Source organism: Myxococcus sp. AM011, assembly GCF_013372595.1.
GTDB lineage: Bacteria > Myxococcota > Myxococcia > Myxococcales > Myxococcaceae > Myxococcus > Myxococcus eversor.
This window is the reverse complement of the sequence record NZ_JABXEM010000205.1, coordinates 1-21,867: the sequence shown is the minus strand read 5'-3', so window position 1 is coordinate 21,867 and position 21,867 is coordinate 1. Positions and strand designations below refer to the sequence as shown.

Sequence of the window (21,867 nt, the reverse complement as noted above, 5' to 3'; positions counted from 1 at the left end):
GCGCTGGAGCATCGGCGGCCGGTGGCGGTGCGGGCGGGCCCGGCTTTGGCGGTGCGTGGGGACTCGGACCAGTTGGAGCAATTGCTCATCAACCTGGTGCGCAACGCGGTGGACGCGGTGCTGGGCGAGGCCCCGGGCGCAGGGGTCTGGGTGTCGTGGGCGGTGCTGACGCCGGGCGCGGTGGAGGTCTGGGTGGAAGACGAGGGCCCGGGCCTCGCGGACACGGGCAACCTCTTCGTGCCCTTCTTCACCACGAAGCCGCAGGGCAGCGGCATCGGCCTCGCGCTATGCCGCCAGATTGCGGAGGCGCACGGCGGGACGCTGCGCCTGGAGAACCGTCCCGAGGGACGTGGTTGCCGGGCACGACTGAAGCTGCCGCTGGAAGCTCACGGCGGGAGCGCCGCGGTGGCGGCCACGGGCTGAGCCAGGGGCGGGCGGCACACCGTCTTCACGGGTGCCACCGGGCTGGAGTCAGGCCCCCTCGCTACGGACGTTCGCAACAACTGGCGTAGAGCTCGTAGCAGGCGTAGTCGCACCCGGGGGTGCCCGAACACGCGTCGAGACACCCTTGCCGGCCGCTCTCGCAGGCTGGGCGACAGACGGCGGTGGGGCCCAGACGCGTGAGCGCCGGGGCCGAGGCCAGGGCGACACAGAGGGGCTCTTCCCCTTCCATGCGCTCGGCCTCGTTGTCTTGCGTGGCCAGGACGCCCAGCACGCTCACCGACATCACCACGGCGGACAGGAACAGCTTGTTGAACATGGGGCCTACTCCAGGTTGCGTGGAACCACGCTCACCTTGCCTCGCGCGGACCGGGGCCAGACACCAGCCTCACAGTGTTCGCGCGGACTCCATGTCATGTGTTCACTCCACGGCGACGCATGGCCCTGGAGGGCCGGGTTGCCGGAGACTCAGGCCACCTGCGCGCCGGTGTCCGGGGGCGCGTCATAGGTGGGCGTGAGGTCGACCACGTTCACCGTGACGAGGTGGTAGACGATGACGTTGCTGACCCAGAAGAAGATGGCGGCGTAGTGGACGTAGACGAGCGGAGAGCCGGGCCACACTTGCAGCGGGTGGTTGAAGACGTTGGCGGCCATGTAGCCGCCGAACCACTCGCCCATCCAGCAGACCATGGCGCCGACGACCACGCGGGTCCACACCTTGACGCGGCGCGGGTAGAACCAGAAGTAGTGCAGGGTCCACAGCAGGCCGACGCAGCCGGCCCAGAGCATCATGCTGCCGAAGGAGAACCAGTGGTACGGGGACTCGGGGTAGTACCAGCCCCAGTCCTTGTTCATCCAGCGCCAGGCCACGTTCTGGGACAGCTCCATGAACCAGAAGAGCGGTGCGACGTAGAGCACCTGCGTCATGAGGACTCGGAGGAAGCAGCTCAGCGTCTTCCAGAGACTCGTCGTGGACCTGGCGAGCGACATCATGTGGTTCCCCCCCGTGCTTCGGCCTGGGCGACCGAGGGCTGTTCATGTGACAGAACGTCATGAGTCCCATGTCTTGAAACATCGTGGGCGACAACCGCTTGTGTCCTGACGCCACGGGGTGGCGCCGGGCTGAACGCGGATGCAGTCGTCAGCGATGGGCTCCGAGGAGAAACCCCAGGAGAGTCCGGGAGTTGACACCTCTCGATGCGGGCGACGCACGGTGTCGCAGCCAGGGGTGGAGGCCGTGTCGAAATCCAGCGCACGGGCCGCTGGATTCGCGGCGCGGGGTAATTCGAGCAGTGGGGGCTCGGTACGGAAAACCCATGACGCACGGAGACTCCGGCCGTGTCACATCGCTGTGGCACGGAGTCGCCTCCGTGCGCGAGGCCCATGCCTACCTGAAGCTGAAGCGGGTGACCCAGGGGACGAGCTTCCGGACCAGGGCGAGCGGAGTGCTCTGGAACGCGGGGGACATAGTGCCGAGCCAGGCGAACAGCTCCGGGATGATGGGCTCCTGCTCAGTGGAAAGGGTGCTGAGATCTCCGAGCGTCATGAGCCGTTCCTTTTCGCGTTCGTGGAGCTTGAGCAGCGCGAAGAACTCCTCGGCGAGCTCCGGCTTCGAGGTGACGAGCGTCAGCAGCAACAGGCACACCTGGGACGGAGAGGTTCCCTCATGTCCCTCGCCCATGAACTCGGCTTGTCCGTCACTCGGAACACATGCCTTGATGAGTCGATAGGTGTTCGCGAAGCGCTTGAGCACACGAGGCGTGGGGCTCAGCAGGGGGCCCAGACAGTCGATGAAGGCCAGCTCCTTCTCACTGATGATGAGGCTGGGCGGATTGAGGTCCTCCTGCTCGTTCGAGGTGTCTCGCGTGTCGCTGGATGATGTGGAGGACTTCGGCTTGCCGTGTCCAGACGCGGCTTGTGGCGCGGTGCCCGAGTCCTGCGCGGTCTTCGCCGGGAACTGTGCGCCCTGTGTGCTGTCGTCTCGCGCTGCGTGGGCCTCGATGGTGCCGCGATTGTCCGCGACGAGCCCGGGCTTCAGCTCCAGGACCTTGGCCTGCTGCGAGTGTTCCTCGGAGGAAGGACGGGCAAGCAACCCGCGCACCATACTCGTGCGGTGGTCGTTGCTCACGGGTCGCAGCCAGATGGGAATCTGGAAGATCTTCTCCAGGTAGTCGTAGGCCGTTGCTCCCGGCGTCATCGCATCCAGGGGCAGCGCCTTCGCATCCTCCTGCTTCAGCAGGTCCTTGAAGGTGTGGTTCAGGCAGCGGGCCACCCAGCGCGAGTCCACGCCCACCACGACGACGAACAGCGGGAATGCGAGGAGCAGGTGCACGGCCTGGAGCACCTTCACCACGGTGTCCTCCGAGCAGCGGTCCAGGTCATCGATGTAGAGGACGATGCGATTGATGGCGGGGACGTTCGGGTCCGTCTGTTCATCGCGGTTGACCGCCTCCATCAGCCGGGACAGCTCCTCGAAGTCCCTGCGGATGAGCGCGACGAGGCCCAGGTGCTTGCGGTAGTCGTCGCTGCCGGTGCGGTTCTCGATGAACTTGTCGAGCAGGCGCGCGCTGGAGAGCTCGGCGATGGCCTGCTTCAGTTGGAGGACTTCGTCCTGGGCCTTGGCCATGGACGCTCGCTGCTGTTCCTCCGCTTGGGTCAGTGCGGCGACCTGCTCGCGAGCGGCCTGTACGGTCTCATCGAGTGGCTTGAGTCGCTTCTGGAGTTCGGTCTCGATGGCCTGCTCGACTTCGCGCAGTCGTGCTTCGTTCTGTTCTCTTCGCTCCCGAAGCCACGCGGTCTGCCGCTGGAGCCAGATGGTCCCGGAGGTCACGAGACCGGTCAGCGTCGTGAGTCCGGCAGTCAGGCCCGCGAGGTTCTGCTTGCCGAACCAGTCGAGCACGAACGGAAGCACCAGGCTCAAGGCGAGGGAGCCGAGCAGGATGATGGCGGGAGGACGCAGCCGCTTGTTCGCGCTTCGTGTGTCCAAGAGGGATGCAATGAATCCGCCAGTCCGTCGCAGCTCGGCCTGAGCATTGCCGAGAGCATCCCGCAACTCGAAGGCCGTACGTCCCAGCGAGCTGAAGCCGGTTTCATCCAGCCATGCGGTGGCCCTCTTCTGGACACCCTCCTCGAGCTTCAAGGTGGCGGGCATCAGTTCGAGCAGGGTGCGCTTTTCGGAGAGAGCCTGTTCCAACTCGACGCGCTTCGATTCCTTCTGTTGTTCCAGCTCACCGACCTTCTGCTGCGCCAGCGCGACCTCGGCTTCCTTCGCGGTGACTGCGGCCTGTTTCGCGAGCAACTCCGCTTCCCGCTTCGCGAGTCGTGCGAGCAGGTCATCGCGTCGCTTGCCGATGTCCGTCTCGGACTCGTCGTGTCGCTTTCGGAGGTTGCGGAAGATGTGCTCGACGAGGCTGGCCCACAGGTTGCCTTCTGCGTAGTGCCAGGCGTTGAACTCAATCTGGATGATGTTCTTGTAGAAGGCGACTTCCCGCTGGGGACGCTGGGACTTCACTGCCCGGTCCGCCAGTTCTTCCACACGCTTGCGCAGGTGGTGCATGAAGAACGACTTGCCCGAGCCCCACTCTCCGAACACACCGAGAGACAGAGGCGGAGCCATGGTGCGCGAGGCAATCAACGCGCTGAGCGCATCGACGTCGCGGTCGATGTCCAAGAGGTCTTCGTCCTCTCGACCATCCGCGTCGTAGCGAGGAGAATAGAGGGTGCGCTGTGTGTCATTGTCCAGCCAGCTCAAGTGAGACGCTGACACGGGAGGTGGTGTCGGCTGCGTGGATGCCTGCGTGTGTTCCGTGGGGCTTCCGCGAGGAAGATGCTCCCGCCAGTACTCAGCCTCTTCGGGATAGAGCGAGGACACCAACTGGACGAAAGGCTCTTGGAGTTGCCGACGGTCCAGCCGCATCTCGCGGAAGTCGCCGTCGTGAAAATGGGGCAGCCACAGAAACGCCGCGACGAGGTGGCGTACGTCCAGGGCCTGAGATGCTGGGACGGACGTACTGATAAAGAAATCTTCGGCCTTCTGCACTGCCTCGCGTATCGAGACCGTCCAGGTGAGAGGCGTCTCCAATTTCCTTGCGGAAGACGACATGGATCTGAAGCGCTCGATTTGCTCAGTCGAGAGCTGTATGGAAGACAAGACATGATTCAGGTCCGTGCCGGACTGCGCGATCTCCTGCGTCACCCAGTCAGAGATTGGGTCGCGCGAACTGCCAATGGCGCCCATGACCGACGAGAAGGACAGGTGGGCCTGGCCCGAGGATGGGTCATTGGAAGATGACCCTTGGGCCATGGAAATCAGCACGGCGCGTCCGAGCAGTGAGGCGAGGTCGTTGGAGACGGGCCGCATCTCCGTCACCGCGCCGGTATCCATGTCCTGGAATTGGACCATGAACGGCCCTGCGTCCTCGGCCGCCTCGACGCTTTCATCTTCTGCCGGTCGCTGCATGTCCCCCCCTGCGCGGATTCACAGCGCCAACGATGTTGGCACCGTCCCGCGCAAGAAGGATAGCCGGGTCCCAGCGACCTCCAGGAGAAGCAGCGCCGTGGACCCAATCACCCCAGTTCCACGGCACACCTCACCCTGTCCTACCTGCTCGTCGCATCATCCGGTCGGGTGCCGCGGTCCAACTCGTCACGGTCCAGCGCACCGTCCAAGTCCCGGTCGATGCCAATCCGCACCTCCGAGCCCTTCGGCACCACCGTGTACGTCAACTCACTCCCAGCAACCGCCAGCGTCTGGAGCAGTGACGCGGCGACGGTCTCCAGCGCCCGGTCCGTCTGGAACATGCCTCCACCCATGTAAGTGGCCCCGCGAGCAATTCCACCCTGGTTCCCCTTCACCACCAGGCCCACCTTCCCGCTGTCCGCCAGCGCGAGGAACGTGGACAAGGTGCTCGCCTGTGCGGGAGTGGGGCTCGGAGTGGTCAGCGTCACCTGCCGCCCCACCGCCGCGTGCGTGTCCTTGCTGTCCGGACCCGGCGGCTCCAGCACCGTGGTCGCCGTGCCCTTGGGCAGGTCCGAGCCCGAGAACGCCAGCATGAACGCCACCATGTCCGCGACCTCCTGGTTGCTCTGGAGCGTGAACACCGGCTCGGTGATGAAGCGCGCAATCGTGTCCACGCTGCCGTCATGCGAGAACCCGAAGCCCGCGATGTTCGACGTCTGCGTGAAGTCCATGCCCACCTTCTCGTAGAGATTCCTCAACTGCGAAATCTTCATCGTCACGTTCGTGAACCCATCCACGGACACAAGCCCCGTGTGACGCTCGCCGCTCGGGCCCGCGGAGACGGGAATGAACTGGCTCCCCGTCCACCGCACATCCGCGCCCAGTCCCGTGGGCAGCGTGTGACACGTCGAGCAGGCGAACGCCCCCGAGTCCAACAGCCGCGGCGGCCGATACATGTTCAGCCCATTCACCGCGTTCCCATTGGGCAGCGGCAGCCCCGCCGTGCCGAACCGCCCCGTCGTGACATGCCCTGGCAGCGGCAGGCTCGTGGGCAGTGTGTTGTCGATGTTCCGGAACGGATTCGGGGCATACGTCAGCGTGGCGAGGAAGTCCTCGAACTGCTGCATCTCGATGACGGTGAGCTGCGTGTCATCCCCCTGGAGGCTGAGGAAGGCGCCGTTGAACTCCTCGATGCCCGCGCGGTCTCCCCGCCAGTGCAGTGGCTCCTTGCCGATGATGTCCTGGAGCGTCTGCGTCGTCATGGGCCCCTTCATCGAGTGCCACGGCTGGAAGCCCGTGTTCAGCCCGGGGATGTTCATGCCCAGGTTCTGTCCCGTCACGGCCTTCATGTCCCCGGCCGGGTCTCCCAAATCCCACGCGAGCCTGTCCAACCGCCCATCGATGTGGCACGACGCGCACGACACGTGCCCCAGGCCAGAGCCCTTGTGCGTGTCATACAGGTGCTTGCGGCCGACCTTGATGGCGCCCGGAGACGGGTCGAAGAACGGCACCCGAGCCACCTCGGTATTGGAGACCGTATCCACCACGGACACGCTCGCCGCGAACTTGTTGAGCACGTAGAGCCGCGTCCCTGAAATCACCACGCCCGTGGGCCCCTCGCCCACCGTCACCTGCGTAATCCGGCCGCCCGAGTCGTTCATGACAGCGACGTTGTTGGAGCCCATGCCCGTGATGTAGACGCGGCTCCCGTCCGCGTTCCACGCGAGCCCCCGAGGGTCTCCGAGCGCGAGCTGCCGCGTCGCCTGCGGCACCGTGCCCGTGGTGTACGTGAGGTGCGGATTGAGGTCGAAGCGGGAGACGACGGACGGAAGCGCCGGGTCGAATGACGCGGCCAGGACGCGCAGGAAGCGGCCATTGATGTTGGGCTCGAAGCGGACCTCGTTCACCGCGTCCGTGCCCACCACGACGACATGGCCACCCGGGTGAACGGCCAGCGCCATGTCCAGGTTCATCAACCCGCTGGCATACGTCACGGCCAGGGTGGACGCGTTGATGATGGCCACGTCCCGGTCCGGCAAATCCCAACCCGGGCGGCGCCCCGAAGCCGCCGCGTTGCTCCCGGAGACGACGCTCGTCCAATCACGGCTGTTGTCGTCCATCCACTGGCCACCGGCGTTCTTCTTCACGATGAGCGCCACGGGAGGAGGCGCCGGGTTGCCACTCTTCCTGGGCGGATTGAACGCGCTGCCCGAGTTGGGCGGCGGATTGACGCCTCCATAGGGCCCCACGCTGCTGCTCACCACGTTGGGAGGAAACCCTCCGCCTCCCATCGCGTTGCCACCCCCGAGCACCGTGCTGCGATTGCCAGACTCGAAGAACGCCACATAGACCTGCGTGCCCGCCGCGTTGACGGCGAGCGCGCGAGGCTCCTCACCCTGCAACGCAAGCCGCGTGGGCGTGGCGAGCGGATTGGCCGCGTCCACCACCAGCACGCGGTTGACCTGCGAGCAGGAGATGAACGCGCGCTGCGGCGAGCCCGCGAAGATGACGTCCGCGGGCTCGTCATCCGTGGGCACGGTGGTCTTCACGTTGAGCGTGGTGAGGTCGACGATGCTGACGCTGTCGGAGACGTGGTTGACCACCCACGCCTCGGTGTTGCTCCGGGCTCGCACGGAGACGGGGTCCAGGCCCACGGAGATGGAGGCGGTGAGCACGGGCGTGCCGCTCGCCACGGAGAACACCAGGAGCCGGTTGTCCGCCGTATTCACCGCGAGCAGGCGCGTGCCATCCGGCGTCAGCTCCAACGGGTGGACGTGCGGATGCTCCCAGTTCACGAAAGCGCCGGGCGACTGCGCCCCAGCGGGGCTCGTCACCAGCACGAGACACGGCAACAACGAGAGCAGCAACCCTCGGACACGGGACATGCGACCTCCTGTGCGAACCCTCAGGCTCGCCCTGGATGGAGATTTCCGCTAAATCTGTTAAGTCTGTTTATTCTGACAAACGCGAACCTGTAACACGAGTGGCTGACTCGGGTCGCGGCCGGGTGCGAAGGGTCCTCGGGAACCCTTGGTTCGCACCGGATGGGAGGTCCCAGGTTGGCCCCGGGCGGGAAGCACTCCAGAATCCGCCGCATGAAGCGTCTCCCCCTCCCGTGTCATGGCCCTGGCCGTGCGACTTCGAGCGTCGTGCGTGCCGTGGCCCTCTTCCTGACCTCCCTGCTGTGTGGCCTGACGTCGGATGCGCGCGCCGAGGTCGCCGTCAAGCGCACCTTCCTGAAGCTGCCGTCGTCGAACGGGCACGGCGCGGTGATGCTGGATTTGGAGCAGAAGAAGGTGTCGCACTTCCGCGAGCACCTCTTCGCGACGGAGGAGCCCGTCATCGACGCGCTGGGCAACGACGTCTTCGTGCGAAGCCAGCCGCAGGTGGTGCACGCGCGCGACGTGTTGTTCGACGCGTTCTTCGGCCTGCGCTCGGGCGGGACGCAGCGCTGGCTGAGCACGCAGGACGCGGACCTGGACGCCAGCGGCTATGCGGCGTGGGGGGCTGGGAAGACGGGCGGCACGGGCCTGGCGACGATGGTGCAGCGGGTGGGGACGCTGGAGGTGACGACGTATGTCTTCGCGCCCCAGTCCGTTCCGCATGCCTCGTTCGTGATGGCGGTGCGCGTGCGCAACACGGGCGCGGCGGCGTCCACGGGGGTGAGCGTGTTCTCGCTCCACAACTTCCATGTCGGCTTCGGTCGGCCCGGAGTGATGGCGGACCTGGATGAGAATGGCGAGACGGTGGAGGTCAGCGGCAACGACTTCGTGGAGAAGGGCTTCGCGGGCGTGGTGGTGGGACGGCCGTTGGGGGCGGTGACTCGGAAGGCGGCGTGGCTGTCGGCGGCGACGGGCGCGGGCAACGCCTTCAACGTGGTGCAGGGCGGAGGGCAGCAGGACCTGCAGGAGTTCACGGCGCCGCCGGCGGCGGGGACGGGCTGGGCCTCGGCGTACCAGTTCAACCTGGGGGACATCGCGGCGGGCGCGGAGAAGTGGGCGGGCGTGGCCTTCGTGCACTTCGGCAATCCCGAGGGCACGTCCACGGCGCGGCAGTGGCTGTCGGACTACGTGGGCGGGCTGGATGCGAAGGCGCTGGTGGAGGCGGAAGTCGCGCGCTGGGCGACCTTCCAGACGGACACGGTGAAGGTGCCGACGGGCACGGCGGAGAACGAGGAGTCGCTGGTGCGCCAGTCGGCGGTGGTGATGCACATGGCGCAGGTCCGCGAGTCCGAGACGTTCATGCGCGAGTTCCTGACCCGGGATGGCGAGACGCGCCTGACGCGCTTCAAGGCGCCCAATGGCGCGCCGGCGACGCTGCCGGGCATGGTGAAGCACGCGGGCAAGGGCGCGGTGCTGGCGAGCCTTCCTCCGGGCCAGTGGACCTACGCGTGGATTCGGGACGGCGCCTACGCGGCGGCGGCGATGGCCACGCTGGGCATGCGGAGCGACGCGCGCGAGGCGCTGGCGTACTACCTGAACGCGGACAGCGGTCGGTTCCAGAGCTGGCGCGAGCTGCAGCCGTACTCGATGCCGCCGTACATCATCACGCTCACGCGCTACCACGGCTTCGGCGTGGAGGAGACGGACTTCAACGAGGCGGGGCCCAACCTCGAGTTCGACGGCTTCGGCCTCTTCCTCTGGGCGCTGCGGCACTACGAGCGCACCACGGGGGACCTCACGCTGGTAAACGAGTACTGGCCGACGGTGTCGACGAAGGTGGGCGACGCGCTGGTGGCCCTCATCGACCCGGAGACGGGGCTCATCCGTCCGGACTCGTCCATCTGGGAGACGCACTGGAACGGGCGGCAGCGCGCCTGGGCGTACACGAGCCTGACGGCGGCGCGCGGCCTGTGTGACGCGGCGGTGCTGGCCGAGCGCGTGGGCGACGCCGAGCGTGCGACGCGCTACCGCGCCGCGGGCGAGTCCATCCGCCGGGCCATGGCGGAGAAGCTGACGGACGGCAACTTCGCGCTGGCCTCCAACCTGGAGGAGCTGAAGTCGGGCCGGGGGTACTGGGACTCGGCGGTGTTCGACGCGTTCGCGTTCGAGCTGTTCGACCCGGCGGGGAAGATTGCGCGGGAGACGATTCGCGGGTTGGACCTGCGGCTGTCGTCGCCGGCGGGCGCGGGCTGGTCTCGCAACGATGACCGCTATGACCACACGGGCGGCGCGGACATGAGCCCGTGGGGCAGCGAGTACGACAGCGCGGAGTGGGTCATCGTCAGCCTGCGGGGCGCGATGGCGCACCGGATGGCGGGCAACCCGGAGCGCGCGGAGCGGGTGATGAAGTGGGTGACGGACCAGTCGCTGAAGAACTACCTGGCGGTGTCGGAGACGTACGACGAGCTGAACGGCACCTACAAGTTCAACGTGCCGATGGTGGGCTTCGGCGCCGGGGCGTATGCGCTCGCGCTGGCGCATCGCGCGGACGGCACGGCGGACCCGGCGTGCGGCGCGTACCTGGATGAGAGCACGTTGTCCAAGCCGCCGGATGCGGGACCGGGTACGCCGGACGCGGGGACGGGTGAGCCGGATGCCGGTCCTTTTGTGCCGGATGCGGGGAACCCGGAGACGCCGCTCGTCAGTGGCGGCGGGTGCAGTGCCTCGGGCCCTGGCGCGATGGCGGTGTGGTTGATGCTGGGGCTCGCGGGGCTCACCGCGCTGACGCGGCGTCGCCGGGCCTGACACGCGGGCCTCGACTCAGAAGGCCCGGCGCATCATGAGGCAGGCACCGAGCCGCGGACGCTCGGTGCCTCACTCCAGACTCCCGAATGGAGACGGTCCATTCGGCGCGTGGGCCCGCTGACTCCTCACCATGCGATGTGTGAGAAGTGGGCGAGCATCTCCGCCACCCCTCTGACGTAGACCGCGCGGGCTTCAGCGCCGGCTGTCGCTCCGGGCCTGGGTGCGACGATTGCGAGAGGTGGTGTGCGCGGTGCGACGGACGGCGCCAAAGCGCCGCTGCTTGCGCGCACCCCCTTTGGCGCGCTGGGCCCTCGTCGCGCGCACGGACGCGGTGGCGGTGCGGCCAGCGGTGCGCGCGCGGCGCACGGGCTTGCGCCCCCCAACGACTCGCGTGGCCCGACGGACCGACGTCGTCTTGCGAGTCGCCCTCCGCGCGGTGCCCATCTTGCGCATGGTGCGGGTGCGCTTGGCCTCCATCGCCTCACGGCGCTCCATCATGGCCAGGCGCTTCTCGAAGCGCATCATGGCCTGACGGAAGTACGTGGCCTTGCGCATGGTGTTGGCATTGCCCATGGCGCGGCGGGAGCGGGTCGGCTGCCGCCGGCCCATGGCCTCACGCTGCTGACGGCGCGCCTGGTCCTCGTACTTGGTCATCAGTCGCCGCGCGCGTTGGATGCGACCGCGCAGCTCGCGGGTGGACAGCTCGGTGACGTTGCGGGGCGCGCTGGACAACACGAGCCGGGCTTCGGTCTCCGACAACAGGGACATCTTCTTCGAGGGAATCGTACGCAAGGGCCTGCTCCTTCAAGGCAGTGTGGCTTTCCTCGCGGAACGTCAGCACGTGTCCCCCACGCGGCAACCTGCTCTCCAGGGCGATTGGGACGCGCGCGCTATTCGAAGACAGACAACTCGGAGAGCGCGTAGATGAAGAGGGCGGAACTCCCGTCCTCCGACTTCACCTGCAATCGCACCAGGCGAGCGGGCGCGTCCCCCGAGAGCGGCACGTCGAGGAAGCGCGCCTTGCGCAACACATCCAACGGTCCGTCTCCGTAGGGACTGTCCGCCTCCGTCGATTCAATCGCGGTGAAGAACACGGGCCCGTGGGGGTCTTCCGGGTCGAAGTTCCGATAGGGAACCTCCGCGAGCGTCGACCAGTCGGCACCATCCAGGCTGCCCTCCACGCGGATGTTCATGACGGGCGCGTAGCCCTCCAGCACCTGCAAATCGCGGATGACCGCGCGCCGGGGACGGATGGGGGTCTCCCATTCGAGTGTCACGTCGCTCACGCCGGTGTTGTCGTGTTCAGGGGACGTCCGCACGAGGAGGAGCGAGCCATCCGTATACGGACACGGCGCTCCGGTGGGAGACGGCCCGCAGGAGGTGCCACGGCTGACGGGGCGCAGCGTCCCGGTGGGAACGGGCAGGCGAGGGCCCCGCCACTCCACGCGGTACGACACGTTGCTGCTGTTCGCGGCGAGCGGATAGAAGTTCCACGAGCCCAGCGTCACCGCGCGCACCTGGGCCTCCACGCCCGGGAAGTCCTCCAGGAGATACGGATGGGGCCTCCAGGGCGACGCGGGGTCATGCGCCTCCCACACGCGGCCGCCGGGTCCATGGAGCTGCACCACCGGGTGCGGAGTGAGGGGCTCGATGTATTTCGGGCCACTGTCTGGGTAATAGATTTCCGGGAGCTTCGCGGAGGGTGGCAGCGGCGGCGGAGGCGGCGCGGCGTCGAAGGACAGCTCGGGGCCCTCCGCGCCCTGGGTCAGCGCGAGGTGGGGCGCCCAGGGTCGCAGCGTGGGGAGCTCCGCGTCGTCGTAGAAGACGAACGAGCTGAAGACGCCATGGCCGTCCTCCAGCGGCGCGGTGACGCGGAAGCGATACTGGACGAAGTCGGAGGAGCGCTCGTCGATGGCGTCGCCGTAGAGGACCTCCAGCGTGAAGTCCCCTCCGCGTCCGCTGCGGCTCTCCAGGTAGGGCTCGAAAGGACCCTCCGCGGCCGGGTCGACGTTGCCCGCGCGCAGGTGCACCTTGCGCTCCAGCGTCAGCGGCGTGTCGACGCTCGGCGAGCCGTCCAGGTGCTTCAGCCGGCCATGGACGAAGATGGGGTCCTCGGGTCTGCGCTCGCAGCCCGTCGAGAGGAGCGCGAGCAGGGCGAGGGGGCGGAGCAGGTGGCGCATGTCAGTAGGTCCCCTTCACGCCGAGGAGCGGGAGGATGATGGGCAGGCTCATGGGCTTGCGCTCCGCGTTGCCTTGCCGGTCAAAGCCATACTCATAGGCAATCACTTCCTGCCGGGCGGAGACGTTGAGGATGTCCAGGTAGGCGTCGAGCGTGAAGTCCTCCATCGCCCACGACTTCGCGACGCGCAGGTCCACGCGGAAGAACGCGTCCAGTTGCTCGGCCATGTCCCGGTCCTGTCGCACCCATTCCTGGCGTCCCTCCGGCGTCGTCACCAGGCGCTGGGTGAGGGTGGTGATTTCGCCGGACTCGGGGCGGCCGGTGTTGAAGTGCACCACGGTGCCCACCGTCCAGTTGTTTCCGAACTTGTAGCTGAGCGCGGCGTTGATGACGTGGGCCTGCTCGAAGGCGAAGGGCAGCGTGCCTTCCTCCGTGCTCACCACGCGGTCCTCGTCGCTGTAGCGGTCGAAGCGCACGCGGCGCTTGCTCTGGAGGAAGCTGTAGGAGACCCAGCCGAACCAGTCGCGGCCCAGCGGGTGTCGGGCCATCAGCTCGAAGCCATACGCGTAGCCGCTCGCGGAAGGGTCCGGGGCGGCGAGTCCCCGGCGGCGGCGGTTCTCCACCACCTGCTGGAGGTCCAGCTCCACCGCGCGAGTGAGCGGGTTGTAGAAGGCGTCGCCGCTCAGCTCCAGGCCCTCCAGGGCCTTCCACTCCGCGCCCACGTCGAACTGGAGGCCCTCCTGGAGTCCGTAGCGGAGGCTGGCGGTGTCCACGGCGGGCAGGTGCACCAGCACGGTGGGCGACTGGTGGAAGACGCCCGCGCCGCCCTTGAGCACGAGCGTGTCGTGGAGTTGGTGGCGGACGGTGAGCCGAGGCTCCACCACCGTGTGGTTGATGCCCGGAGACAGGTGGTAGTTGTCCACGCGCACGCCCGGCTGGAGCACCCACTTCTCGGTGGGCGCCCAGGTCACCGCCGCGTAGGCGCCGGAGAAGGTCGCCAGCGAGGAGGGGCTCTTGATGGGGTCCGTCGGGTCCTCGGGCGTGGTGCCCGGAGGGATGCCGGTGCCGGTGATGTCGGTGGCGGCGCGCCGGTGCTCCACGTCGCCGCCCACGGCCAGCTCCAGCGTCTCGTCGAGGCGGCGCTTCCAGCCGGCCCGCATCGCGAAGGTCGTCTGGCGCAGCGCGTACTCGCCCACGTCGCGGATGTTCATGGCGCCGCTCGGCAGGAGCTCCGACTCTTGCCCGGTGAGGCCGAGCGCGTCCGAGCCCACCGTGAAGCCCAGCTCCGCCTCACCGCCCGCGAGCGGATGAGTGCCGCGCAGGTCCACCCGATGGAAGCGGGACACGATGGCGCCTCCGCCGGAGCCGGCGTAGTCCGTGGCCGGGGTGGAGCCCACGTCGTCCGAGCTGCCCAGGGCGAACAGGCGCACGCGGCCCTCGCCCACCTTCTGTTCGATGCGTGCCTGATAGTCCCAGAAGTTGGCGTGCACCCCCTCCGCATCGGCGTCGCCGAGCAGCTTGGAGCCGAGGGAGATGAGCAGCGCGGAATAGCTGATGCGGCCCGCGACGCTGACGGAGGTGCCGGTGCTCTCGAAGGGGTACTCGATGAAGCCGCCGCTGTTGAGCAGGTCCGCGTAGGCGGTGACGTGCAGCCGGTCCTCGCGCGGTCGGCTCAGCCGTCCCTCCACCGCGCCACCCAGGAGCCGTCCGTACTGCACCGGCGGCGAGCCCGGGAAGAAGTCCACGGTGTCGATGAAGTCCGGGTGAATCACCGCGGGCCCGAGCATCAGGTGGTACAGCATGGGGATGCGCACGCCGTCGAGGAAGAAGCCGGTGGCGGCGGGCTGGCTGCCGCGCACCACCGGATAGCTGATGCCCGAGGCGAGGCTTCCCACGCCCGGCAGCAGCATGACGACGCGGAACGGGTCGCCCAGCGTGCCGGGCACCTCGCGGAGCTCCTGCTCGTGCAGGGTGATGCGTGTCACCTCCGTGCGAGGCCGGTCATCGCGCACCACCGTCTCGTAGGGATTCACGCGGCCGGGCTGGAGCCGGTAGATGACCTGGAGCGACTGGCCTTCGGAGAGCGTCTCCTCGAAGGTGCTCGGCTGGTGTCCTGGCGCGCGTGCCTCCACGCGGTGGGTGCCGGGGCGCAGCTCCAGGGCGAAGCGACCTTGCGCATCCACGGTGCCGGAGGGCTCGGTGGCGCCGTCGACGAAAAGGGTGGCGTCGGCGAGGGGCCGGCGCGTGCCTCGCGCGCGCACCTCGCCGGTGAGGCGCGCGGTGGCGACGGGGACGGGCGCGGCGGGCGGCTCGAAGCGGTAGATGAACGGCAGGCGCACCGACACGGGCACGCCGGCGAGTGTCGCGGGGGTGAAGCGCAGGCCGGGTGCCGCCTGGAGCGCGGCCTCGGTGAGGCGGGGCTCGCCGGGGGCGGTGATGACCTTCACCTCGGCCACGGCGCCCTGTTCGTCCACCCGCAACTCCAACGTCACCTCCCCGGGCGTGCCCTCCAGGCCCGAGGGCCACGCCGCGGGTGAGTCCGCCACCAGCGTGGGAGGCACCAACGTGGCTTCGCCTCCGTCGGTGGCGAGTCCCAGCCGGGTGGCGTCCTCGGCGGACACGGTGGTGCCGCCGTCGGTGGATTGGAGCTCGACTTCGAGGGTGCGGGACTCGGCGGTGGGGACGGGCAGGCCCTGTGCCGGTGCGAGGAAGGGCACTGCCACCAGGATGAGCAGTGGCAGGAGGGAGCTGCGCTCAAAACGCATGGGAATCCTTCAACACCGGAGGCGCGGAGAACTGTCACCCGGCCGGTGCGCTCTCATGCGGGGGGCAGCCTCACCTACTCCGCGCGCGGATGTCTATGCGAAAGGTCCAAGAGAGGCGTGCACACGAAGACGGTGGTCTGCCCGTTTGTCCCTCCCGCGTGTGTGGCTCCTCACGAAGCACGCGGACGGCCGGGCCGCGTGGGTGGAGGCCCCTGGAGGGCACCGCTACGTTGAGTCGACGGTGTCTTGGGGAAAGGAGCCGCGGGGCCATGCGCACGGTGAAGGATGAGCTGCTCTTCCGAGCGGTGGAGCACACCTTGTCGGGTCAGCCCATCGAGGCGGCGCGCGAGCTGGCGTCGCTGGAGACGCTGCTGGACGTGGACTCGGTGCCGGAGGACCTGGACTACCTGCTCTTCGCCACGGCGGTGTCGCATCGCCTGGACGGCGACGGAGGCGCGCCGCGCAACCCCTATCTGCATCCACATCCCGAGCAGGGGGCGCGACAGATTGATTTGTTCCGGCTGTTGATGACGCACATGCCGCTGGCCTCCGCGGCGGATGCGCTGGCGAACGCGGTGTTGGTGGAGCTGTTGGGGAAGCGGGACGAGGCCACGCTGGTGGATGTGGGAATCGGCCAGGGGCGGCAGGAGGGCCGGTTGTTGAAGACGTTGTCCGAGCGCGGGGCGCTGCCGCGCAGGTTGACGCTGGTGGGCGTGGACCCGAGCGGCGCGAGCCTCGCGCAGGCGGAGGAGTCCACGGCGCGGGTGGCGCGCGAGGTGGGCGCGGTGGTGCGCTTCGTGGGCGTGGAGGCGCCTGTGGAGAACTTGTCTGAGTCGACGTGGTCGGTGTTGCGAGGGTTGCCGGGGCCGAGGGTGGTGAACGCGGCCTTCGCGCTGCACCATGTGGCGGAGGAGCCGGGGAGCGTGGGCGCGGCGCGGGACGGTGTCTTGCGAAACCTGTGCGAGCTGGACCCGTCAGGAATGGTGATGTGTGAGCCGAACACGGACCACTTCCGCGCGCCGCCGCTGGAGCGCTTCCTGAATGCGTGGAAGCACTTCACGCAGGTCTTCCATCTGTTGGACGCGCTGGAGGTTCCTCGCGAGGAGCGCGCCGCAATCAAACGCTTCTTCGGGAGGGAGGTGGAGGACGTGGTGGGGACGGTGGACGAGTCGGCGCGGTGCGAGCGACACGAGCTCGCGGCGACGTGGATGGCGAGGCTGAAGCGCGCGGGCTTCGTGCCGCTGGAGTTGTTGGAGCAGGTCCGGCCTGAGGGCGTGCACCCGGTGCTGGAGCTGCGGCGCGAGCCGGGGCTCGTGGGGGTGAGCTGGAGGGACGAGGTGCTGGTGGCGGTGCTGGGCGTGCGGCCGGAGGGTGCGCGCGCGTGAAGTCTCGTCCGTGCGAGGATGGAGCGCCCTGGACTTGCTGGAGGCGCACGGGTGCCGGACGAGGGACGCGGTGAGGACGTGGCCAGGCAGGTGCTGGAGCGCTGCCGAAGCGCGGGAGTCCGGCTGGTGCTGGCGGAGGCGTGCGCGGGCGGACTGATTTGCGCGCGGCTGACGGACATCCCGGGTGCGTCCGCGGTGGTGGAGCGAGGCTTCGTGCCGTACTCGCATGAGTCGAAGGTGGAGCAGTTGGGGGTGTCCCTGGCGTTGCTCCAGGCGCACGGCTCGGTGAGCGCGGAGGCGGCGGAGGCGCTGGCGCGAGGGGCGCTCGAGCATTCTCGCGCGGACTGGGCGGTGGCGGAGACGGGAATCGCCGGGCCGACGGGGGGCACGCCGCAGAAGCCGGTGGGGCTCGTGTACATCGCGGTGCTGCGCAGGGACGGCGCGGCCGCGGTGGAGCGGCACGTATTCTCGGGGAACCGGAGTGAGGTGCGAGGCGCGGTGGTGGAGCGCGCGTTGGCGTTGTTGCTCGCGCGGTTGAACGTCGAATCTTGAACTGGACGTTCACCCCGCACTCCCGGGTGCCTGGGAACCCGCCGGGGTGACCCCTACGCTGTGGAACGTCGGAGCGAAGTGCCTCCGTGTGTCCATGTGGCGAAGGAGCGCCCGGTGTTCCGAATCGGGGTGGAGGTCGAGGAGTCCATCGTGGAGTTCGTCCTGGAGGGCTACATCCGGGTCGAGGAGATGGAGGTCTTCGTGGGGGAGCTGACGCGGGCGACGGACTCGCTGGCGGGGCGCGACATCAAAATCCTGGCGGACCTGAGGCGCTTCCGCCCCGCGTCACCGGAAGCGACGAACATGATTCGCCGGGTGCAGGAGTACGGCCTGCGCTCGGGTGTGGTGCGCGTGGCGGAGCTGGTGGAGAGCGAGATTGTCGCGCTCCAGCTCAACCGGGTGGCGGAGAACAGCCACACGGACAAGATTCTGCGCCGCTTCTGGGAAGACGCTCCCGCGCGTCGCTGGCTGATTCATGGTGACGCGGAGCATGGGGCGGCGTAGCGCCCGTGAGGGCACGGCGTGCGTGGCCGTTTCAGCCCCGAAGGCCTTCCGCGAAGGGCCGACTGAAGCTGGACGCGGGGGCCGCGCGGGCACTCTTCCAGGCGAGCACTTGTTGCTCCACGGGCGCGCGCGTCGGGACCTGATGCACCCCCCGGCTGCGCAGCTCCAGCTCCAGCGCCAGGGCATGGCGCCGACGGAGGGGCGCGGTGAGCAGTGCATCAAGGAGTCCCTGTGGAGAGAAGGGCTTGCCCGTGAGGTAGCGCTGCTTCGGGTCCAGGCGAGGCCGTGTCTCCTTCCACCAGGCCGCGACCTGTTCGGCCATGGGCCGAGGCAGGTCGTCCTCGGGCTTGGGAGAGAGGTCTCGTTCGAGGTCTTCCTCCAAGGGCGTCAGTGCCTCGTCCGCCGCATCCTCTTTCACGGCGGCGAAGTCCCCCGCGATGACCAGACCGGTGATGGCACTGAAGGCCTCCGCGGCGAGTGCCGCCACGGGTTTGAGGCGCATCAGCTCCAGGCAGGCGTCCGCGGCCTGGATGCGCCCGGAGAAGCCGAGAGCCCACAGCACATCGGGCCGAAGCTTCTCGTGGGAAAGCAGACCCACCAGCTTGGTCGCGGCCCGCTCGTCCCCGCTCAGCCCGAGCAGGAGCAGGGGGAGTCGATTGCCGGTCGAGGTGGAGTTCAGCGAGGACTGGCAGGTGGCCCATGCGCCCGCGTGTCCGTTCATCAGTCCCACGGTCAGCGCGGCATCACGGAGGACAGGCTCATCCGAACCGAGGGCCCGCTGAATCACGGCGGGCTCCACGGGGAGCCGCGCACGGCCCAGGGCGCGCAGGGTGGCGGCGACCACATGAGGCTCGGGGCGGAACAGGAGCGGAGCGCACAGCGCCGAGGTGGCATGTCCATGGGTTCCCAGGACATCGATGACCGAGGCCCACAGCTCGGGAGCCGCATCTTCCTTCTTCAGCAGGGACGCGAACTCCCGAGGGAGGCATGCGGTGGGCGCCAGCTCGAACGCCCGTTGGAAGGAGCCCAGTGCCTCGGGCTCCGCGGTGTGGAGCGCGGTGAGCAACGCGGAGGGGCCGGGAGGTGACTCCGCGCGAAGCAGGGCGAGTGCCCCGGCGAGAATGCGCTCCGGCTCCTCCGAGAGTGCTGGGATGAGCAGTCGATGGGCCACGAGCTCACCGCCCAACACCAAGGCATCGATATGGGCCGCACACGACTCCTCGAGTTCGGCCAACTCCGCGAGCGAGAAGTCAGGAGCGTCGAGCGCCTTCTCCCACTGGTTCCACCGGAAGGCGGCCTCGCCGAGATGCTCTTCGTAGAGGTCCCACCGCAAGGGCTTCAAAAGGGATGAGGACCTCATGAGCGATGGGACTCCGTCTCCATCCAGGCTGACGTAGGCGGTGGAGACATCCCCAGGGGCAGACGTGCCAAGGAAGGAATGGTGACGTATTCGCGCCGCGTCTCCATGCCCTGCATTTCCGCCAGCCGCAGCACTGCCAGCCCATTCATGAACAAGGCACCCTCGGTCTTTCGGAGTTCGTCGTTGGGCCCGGAGTCCCGCGTCAACCGGGAGAACTTCAACAAGCGCGCGTCGATGGTGGCCTGGAGTGCTTCGTCAAACGCACTGGCCTCATGGGCGAGCAGCGCTCGGCACATCTCGAGATAGGTGTCGGAGCCCCCTTCCAGGACGACGTCCCAGCGCTTCAGGATGGCGGAGAGGTCCGGGGCGCCCACACCCTTCAGCTTCAAGCAGTACTGCTGAAGGAAGTGATACAGCAGGAAGTCGTCCTCGTATTCGAGGGCGGGCTCATGCTTTCGCGCGGCGAGCTGCGCCAAGGAGACCGCCAGGTCGAGCTGGCCCCCGGCCAGGGCATCGGTGAAAGGGAACTCCCGGGTCGCGCAGAGGAAGCGAGGGTCGGCACCGTGGCCATTGGCGACGAGACGGAGGAGATGATGCCGTGCGTGCGCGGAATGGCAGAGATGATGGAAGAAGGCGTGAGGCCGCGCATCCACCAGCAGCGCACAGAAAGCGAGTCGGCGGTGGCACATGGCGGCGACGACATAGGACTGCCCGGACTGCTCCATCGCGTCGCGACGCTGGATGCTACGGACGGTCTCCTCGAGTCCAAAGCGAGAGGCGTCTCGGAGGGTCTCCAGCGTTGTCGAAGCGGGCATGACTCAAGGTCTCAGTAGATGGCGCATTTTTCGCCCATCTCGATGTAGCGGACGCCAGAGAGGTTCTCGGCGCTCAGTCGGGCACGCAGCGTCTCTCGAATGAGGAGGGCGGGCGGCATGGGCTTGAGCCTGAAGAGGTTGGCCTCCGCCGGAATCCGGTCCTCGAGCACTTGAAGGCGGAAGAGCCCCGAGAGTCGCTCGGGGTCCGGGTCCAACTGCTGGACCTCGCTGTGCTCCTTGTCGATGCAGTCCACATGGTCGAGCACGTTGGCGATGAAGTAGTCCTTCGCGGCGATGCGACCCTTGTGATTGGCGATGGAGACGGGCAAGAACTCGATTCGGGCTCCAGAGAGCTGCTCGAGAATCATCTTGAGCCTCATGGAGACGATGGCGATCCGCTCGGTATTGCTGACGAGGTCAGGTACCACCAGCCCCTTGTGCCCTTTGTCCATGGGAAGCACGACGTCGGCTGGATAGCGATGCTCCATGGGGAGCCCCGCGGCGATGCGCCACACCTTCGAATCGAGTGACTCCGGGACTTCGTCGATGAGGCAATGCCCAGGGTCGTTGCTGGTGGCAAGGATGGAGAAGGAAGGCATGCGCTGGACCTACCGGGTGGCGAGGATGTTCGCCAGTTCGTCCCCGCGCCCGCGACCACTGGTCCCTGCATCAAGGGAAACGGCGGCGTGTTCTGAGTCTGGGGCGAACGGTCCTCCCCAGGGAGCACCCAGGCTGGACCCTGGGCGCTGTCTAGTTGATCTCCACCGAACCACCCTTGATGCGGTGGGTGCCGGTGGCTCGCGATTCGAGATAGGTCCCTTTGATGATGACCTTGCCATTGCGGCGCAGGGTGATGCTGGCCTCTCCGCACTTGAGGACCACTTCATCCTGTCCCTCGATGACCACGCGCTTGCCGTCGACGTGGGCCTCGGTGGGCGCGATCGACGCCTCCGGAGGTTGCTCCAGCAAGGCATCCAGCAGCGGTGTCGGACTGGGCTCGTGGATGAGTCCCATGATGAAAGGCAGCGCTGGGTCCCCGTTCTCGAACAGGAGGACCGCTTTCTGTCGCCGGGCCACGGCCTCTTGAAGCCCGCGAGGCTCCAGGGCGACAGCCAGCCGCGCGGGCACGGGTCCCTGGGTGTTGCCGGCGAAGTCCACGAGCGGCGCCCCCGAGGCATCGAGCCCCATGAGCTGACCCGAGCGGCTCCCCAGAATGGGCTCCTGCGCCTGGAGCGGTGGGACAGACTTGCTGGTTGCTTGAGAGCTCATGAACGAGGACCTGGTGAAGGCGGTGAGCGGCGTGGGGGAAACACATTCATCCGACAGGTGAGTCCCCTTCTGTGCGGACGCTTCGGCTCGGCGCCTCAGACATCATGGTCGCAGACCAGACACTTGGGCTTGGCCTCCGCCCCCGCCATGGCCACGACGGGACCCTGGAGGAGAGGAACCGGAGGGGTGTTCTTGTCGTTGTGGAGCATCAGGTCGAGGGCTCGCGCCACGTTCTTCCCCTCGAACTTCACGTCGAAGGAGAAGTTGACGAACTCCGCCTTGCCCTTCGTCTTGTTGGAGGCCACGCCGCCTCCCGCAGTGCCTGCTTCATCGCCGGTGCTCAGCTTGAAGTTGGAGTCCTTCACGCATACTGGATTGCCCGCGACAGAGACCTTCTTGGTTCCCTTGTCGGTATCAGAGGATTGCGCGACGTTGGGGTAGGGGAGGGGGA

The 21,867-nt window shown here is 67.8% G+C and carries 17 protein-coding genes; 5 read left to right on the top strand and 12 right to left on the bottom strand.

Annotated features, from left to right (window positions below):
* On the top strand, nt 1-423 hold a 423-nt coding region (locus HUW62_RS33635), incomplete at its 5' end, for a PAS domain-containing sensor histidine kinase (RefSeq protein ID WP_255203791.1).
* Nucleotides 424-484: 61 nt separating this feature from the next.
* On the opposite strand, the gene HUW62_RS33630 is transcribed toward HUW62_RS33635, so the two are convergent.
* The 4 genes from HUW62_RS33630 to HUW62_RS33615 all read right to left on the bottom strand — a co-directional run bounded on the left by HUW62_RS33630 (nt 485) and on the right by HUW62_RS33615 (nt 7,785).
* Nucleotides 485-760: a hypothetical protein gene (locus tag HUW62_RS33630; protein ID WP_163866136.1), complete on the bottom strand. Its 276-nt coding sequence runs from the start codon at nt 758-760 to the stop codon at nt 485-487.
* Between the two features lie 149 nt (nt 761-909).
* Entirely contained in the window at nt 910-1,434 is a 525-nt protein-coding gene (locus HUW62_RS33625) for a hypothetical protein (protein ID WP_163866137.1), read from the bottom strand.
* A gap of 394 nt (nt 1,435-1,828) precedes the next feature.
* Entirely contained in the window at nt 1,829-4,192 is a 2,364-nt protein-coding gene (locus HUW62_RS33620) for a P-loop NTPase fold protein (protein WP_176436745.1), read from the bottom strand.
* An 848-nt stretch (nt 4,193-5,040) separates the two neighbouring features.
* Nucleotides 5,041-7,785 (bottom strand): YncE family protein, encoded by a 2,745-nt coding sequence (locus tag HUW62_RS33615; protein ID WP_176436744.1) that lies wholly within the window; start codon nt 7,783-7,785, stop codon nt 5,041-5,043.
* Nucleotides 7,786-7,995: 210 nt separating this feature from the next.
* Between HUW62_RS33615 and HUW62_RS33610 the strand changes: the two genes are divergently transcribed.
* Nucleotides 7,996-10,587 carry a glycoside hydrolase family 15 protein gene (locus HUW62_RS33610; protein ID WP_176436743.1) on the top strand — a complete coding sequence of 864 codons (2,592 nt, stop codon included), beginning with the start codon at nt 7,996-7,998 and terminating at the stop codon, nt 10,585-10,587.
* A gap of 192 nt (nt 10,588-10,779) precedes the next feature.
* Here HUW62_RS33610 and HUW62_RS33605 read toward each other — a convergent pair whose 3' ends face one another.
* The 3 genes from HUW62_RS33605 to HUW62_RS33595 form a co-directional block, all read right to left on the bottom strand.
* Complete coding sequence (locus HUW62_RS33605) at nt 10,780-11,379, bottom strand: hypothetical protein (RefSeq protein ID WP_163866141.1); 600 nt, start codon at nt 11,377-11,379, stop codon at nt 10,780-10,782.
* Nucleotides 11,380-11,477: 98 nt separating this feature from the next.
* The gene (locus HUW62_RS33600) at nt 11,478-12,767 is read right to left on the bottom strand and encodes a hypothetical protein (protein WP_176436742.1); all 1,290 of its coding nucleotides are present in this window, start codon (nt 12,765-12,767) and stop codon (nt 11,478-11,480) included.
* Between the two features lies 1 nt (nt 12,768).
* A complete protein-coding gene (locus HUW62_RS33595; protein ID WP_176436741.1) occupies nt 12,769-15,531 on the bottom strand; it encodes a TonB-dependent receptor in 2,763 nt (920 codons plus the stop codon).
* 269 nt (nt 15,532-15,800) lie between these two features.
* Here HUW62_RS33595 and HUW62_RS33590 point away from each other — a divergent pair, with 269 nt between their 5' ends.
* From HUW62_RS33590 to HUW62_RS33580, 3 genes are all read left to right on the top strand, one after another.
* Entirely contained in the window at nt 15,801-16,916 is a 1,116-nt protein-coding gene (locus HUW62_RS33590; protein WP_163866144.1) for a GRAS family protein, read from the top strand.
* Nucleotides 16,917-16,934: 18 nt separating this feature from the next.
* Nucleotides 16,935-17,468: a CinA family protein gene (locus HUW62_RS33585; protein WP_176436740.1), complete on the top strand. Its 534-nt coding sequence runs from the start codon at nt 16,935-16,937 to the stop codon at nt 17,466-17,468.
* A gap of 114 nt (nt 17,469-17,582) precedes the next feature.
* Nucleotides 17,583-17,972 (top strand): hypothetical protein, encoded by a 390-nt coding sequence (locus tag HUW62_RS33580; protein ID WP_163866145.1) that lies wholly within the window; start codon nt 17,583-17,585, stop codon nt 17,970-17,972.
* Between the two features lie 31 nt (nt 17,973-18,003).
* On the opposite strand, the gene HUW62_RS33575 is transcribed toward HUW62_RS33580, so the two are convergent.
* The 5 genes from HUW62_RS33575 to HUW62_RS33555 all read right to left on the bottom strand — a co-directional run.
* Nucleotides 18,004-19,332, bottom strand: a complete 1,329-nt coding sequence (locus HUW62_RS33575) for a TIGR02270 family protein (protein ID WP_163866146.1) — start codon at nt 19,330-19,332, stop codon at nt 18,004-18,006.
* A complete protein-coding gene (locus tag HUW62_RS33570; RefSeq protein WP_163866147.1) occupies nt 19,329-20,147 on the bottom strand; it encodes an immunity 49 family protein in 819 nt (272 codons plus the stop codon). Before HUW62_RS33570 ends, HUW62_RS33575 begins: the two co-directional genes overlap by 4 nt.
* A gap of 11 nt (nt 20,148-20,158) precedes the next feature.
* A complete protein-coding gene (locus HUW62_RS33565) occupies nt 20,159-20,746 on the bottom strand; it encodes a DUF1629 domain-containing protein (protein WP_240356411.1) in 588 nt (195 codons plus the stop codon).
* Nucleotides 20,747-20,897: 151 nt separating this feature from the next.
* Nucleotides 20,898-21,416 carry a DUF6484 domain-containing protein gene (locus HUW62_RS33560; RefSeq protein ID WP_163866148.1) on the bottom strand — a complete coding sequence of 173 codons (519 nt, stop codon included), beginning with the start codon at nt 21,414-21,416 and terminating at the stop codon, nt 20,898-20,900.
* 95 nt (nt 21,417-21,511) lie between these two features.
* Nucleotides 21,512-21,867, bottom strand: a 356-nt coding sequence (locus tag HUW62_RS33555; RefSeq protein ID WP_176436739.1) for a DUF4150 domain-containing protein, incomplete at its 5' end; no start/stop codon positions are given.

Bases quoted from the DNA above. Each gene is read 5' to 3' on its own strand.
- HUW62_RS33630 (WP_163866136.1), bottom strand. From the start codon at position 760: ATGTTCAACAAGCTGTTCCTGTCCGCCGTGGTGATGTCGGTGAGCGTG.
- HUW62_RS33625 (WP_163866137.1), bottom strand. From the start codon at position 1,434: ATGATGTCGCTCGCCAGGTCCACGACGAGTCTCTGGAAGACGCTGAGC.
- HUW62_RS33615 (WP_176436744.1), bottom strand. From the start codon at position 7,785: ATGTCCCGTGTCCGAGGGTTGCTGCTCTCGTTGTTGCCGTGTCTCGTG.
- HUW62_RS33610 (WP_176436743.1), top strand. From the start codon at position 7,996: ATGAAGCGTCTCCCCCTCCCGTGTCATGGCCCTGGCCGTGCGACTTCG.
- HUW62_RS33600 (WP_176436742.1), bottom strand. From the start codon at position 12,767: ATGCGCCACCTGCTCCGCCCCCTCGCCCTGCTCGCGCTCCTCTCGACG.
- HUW62_RS33595 (WP_176436741.1), bottom strand. From the start codon at position 15,531: ATGCGTTTTGAGCGCAGCTCCCTCCTGCCACTGCTCATCCTGGTGGCA.
- HUW62_RS33590 (WP_163866144.1), top strand. From the start codon at position 15,801: ATGCGCACGGTGAAGGATGAGCTGCTCTTCCGAGCGGTGGAGCACACC.
- HUW62_RS33585 (WP_176436740.1), top strand. From the start codon at position 16,935: ATGGAGCGCCCTGGACTTGCTGGAGGCGCACGGGTGCCGGACGAGGGA.
- HUW62_RS33575 (WP_163866146.1), bottom strand. From the start codon at position 19,332: ATGAGGTCCTCATCCCTTTTGAAGCCCTTGCGGTGGGACCTCTACGAA.
- HUW62_RS33570 (WP_163866147.1), bottom strand. From the start codon at position 20,147: ATGCCCGCTTCGACAACGCTGGAGACCCTCCGAGACGCCTCTCGCTTT.
- HUW62_RS33565 (WP_240356411.1), bottom strand. From the start codon at position 20,746: ATGCCTTCCTTCTCCATCCTTGCCACCAGCAACGACCCTGGGCATTGC.
- HUW62_RS33560 (WP_163866148.1), bottom strand. From the start codon at position 21,416: ATGAGCTCTCAAGCAACCAGCAAGTCTGTCCCACCGCTCCAGGCGCAG.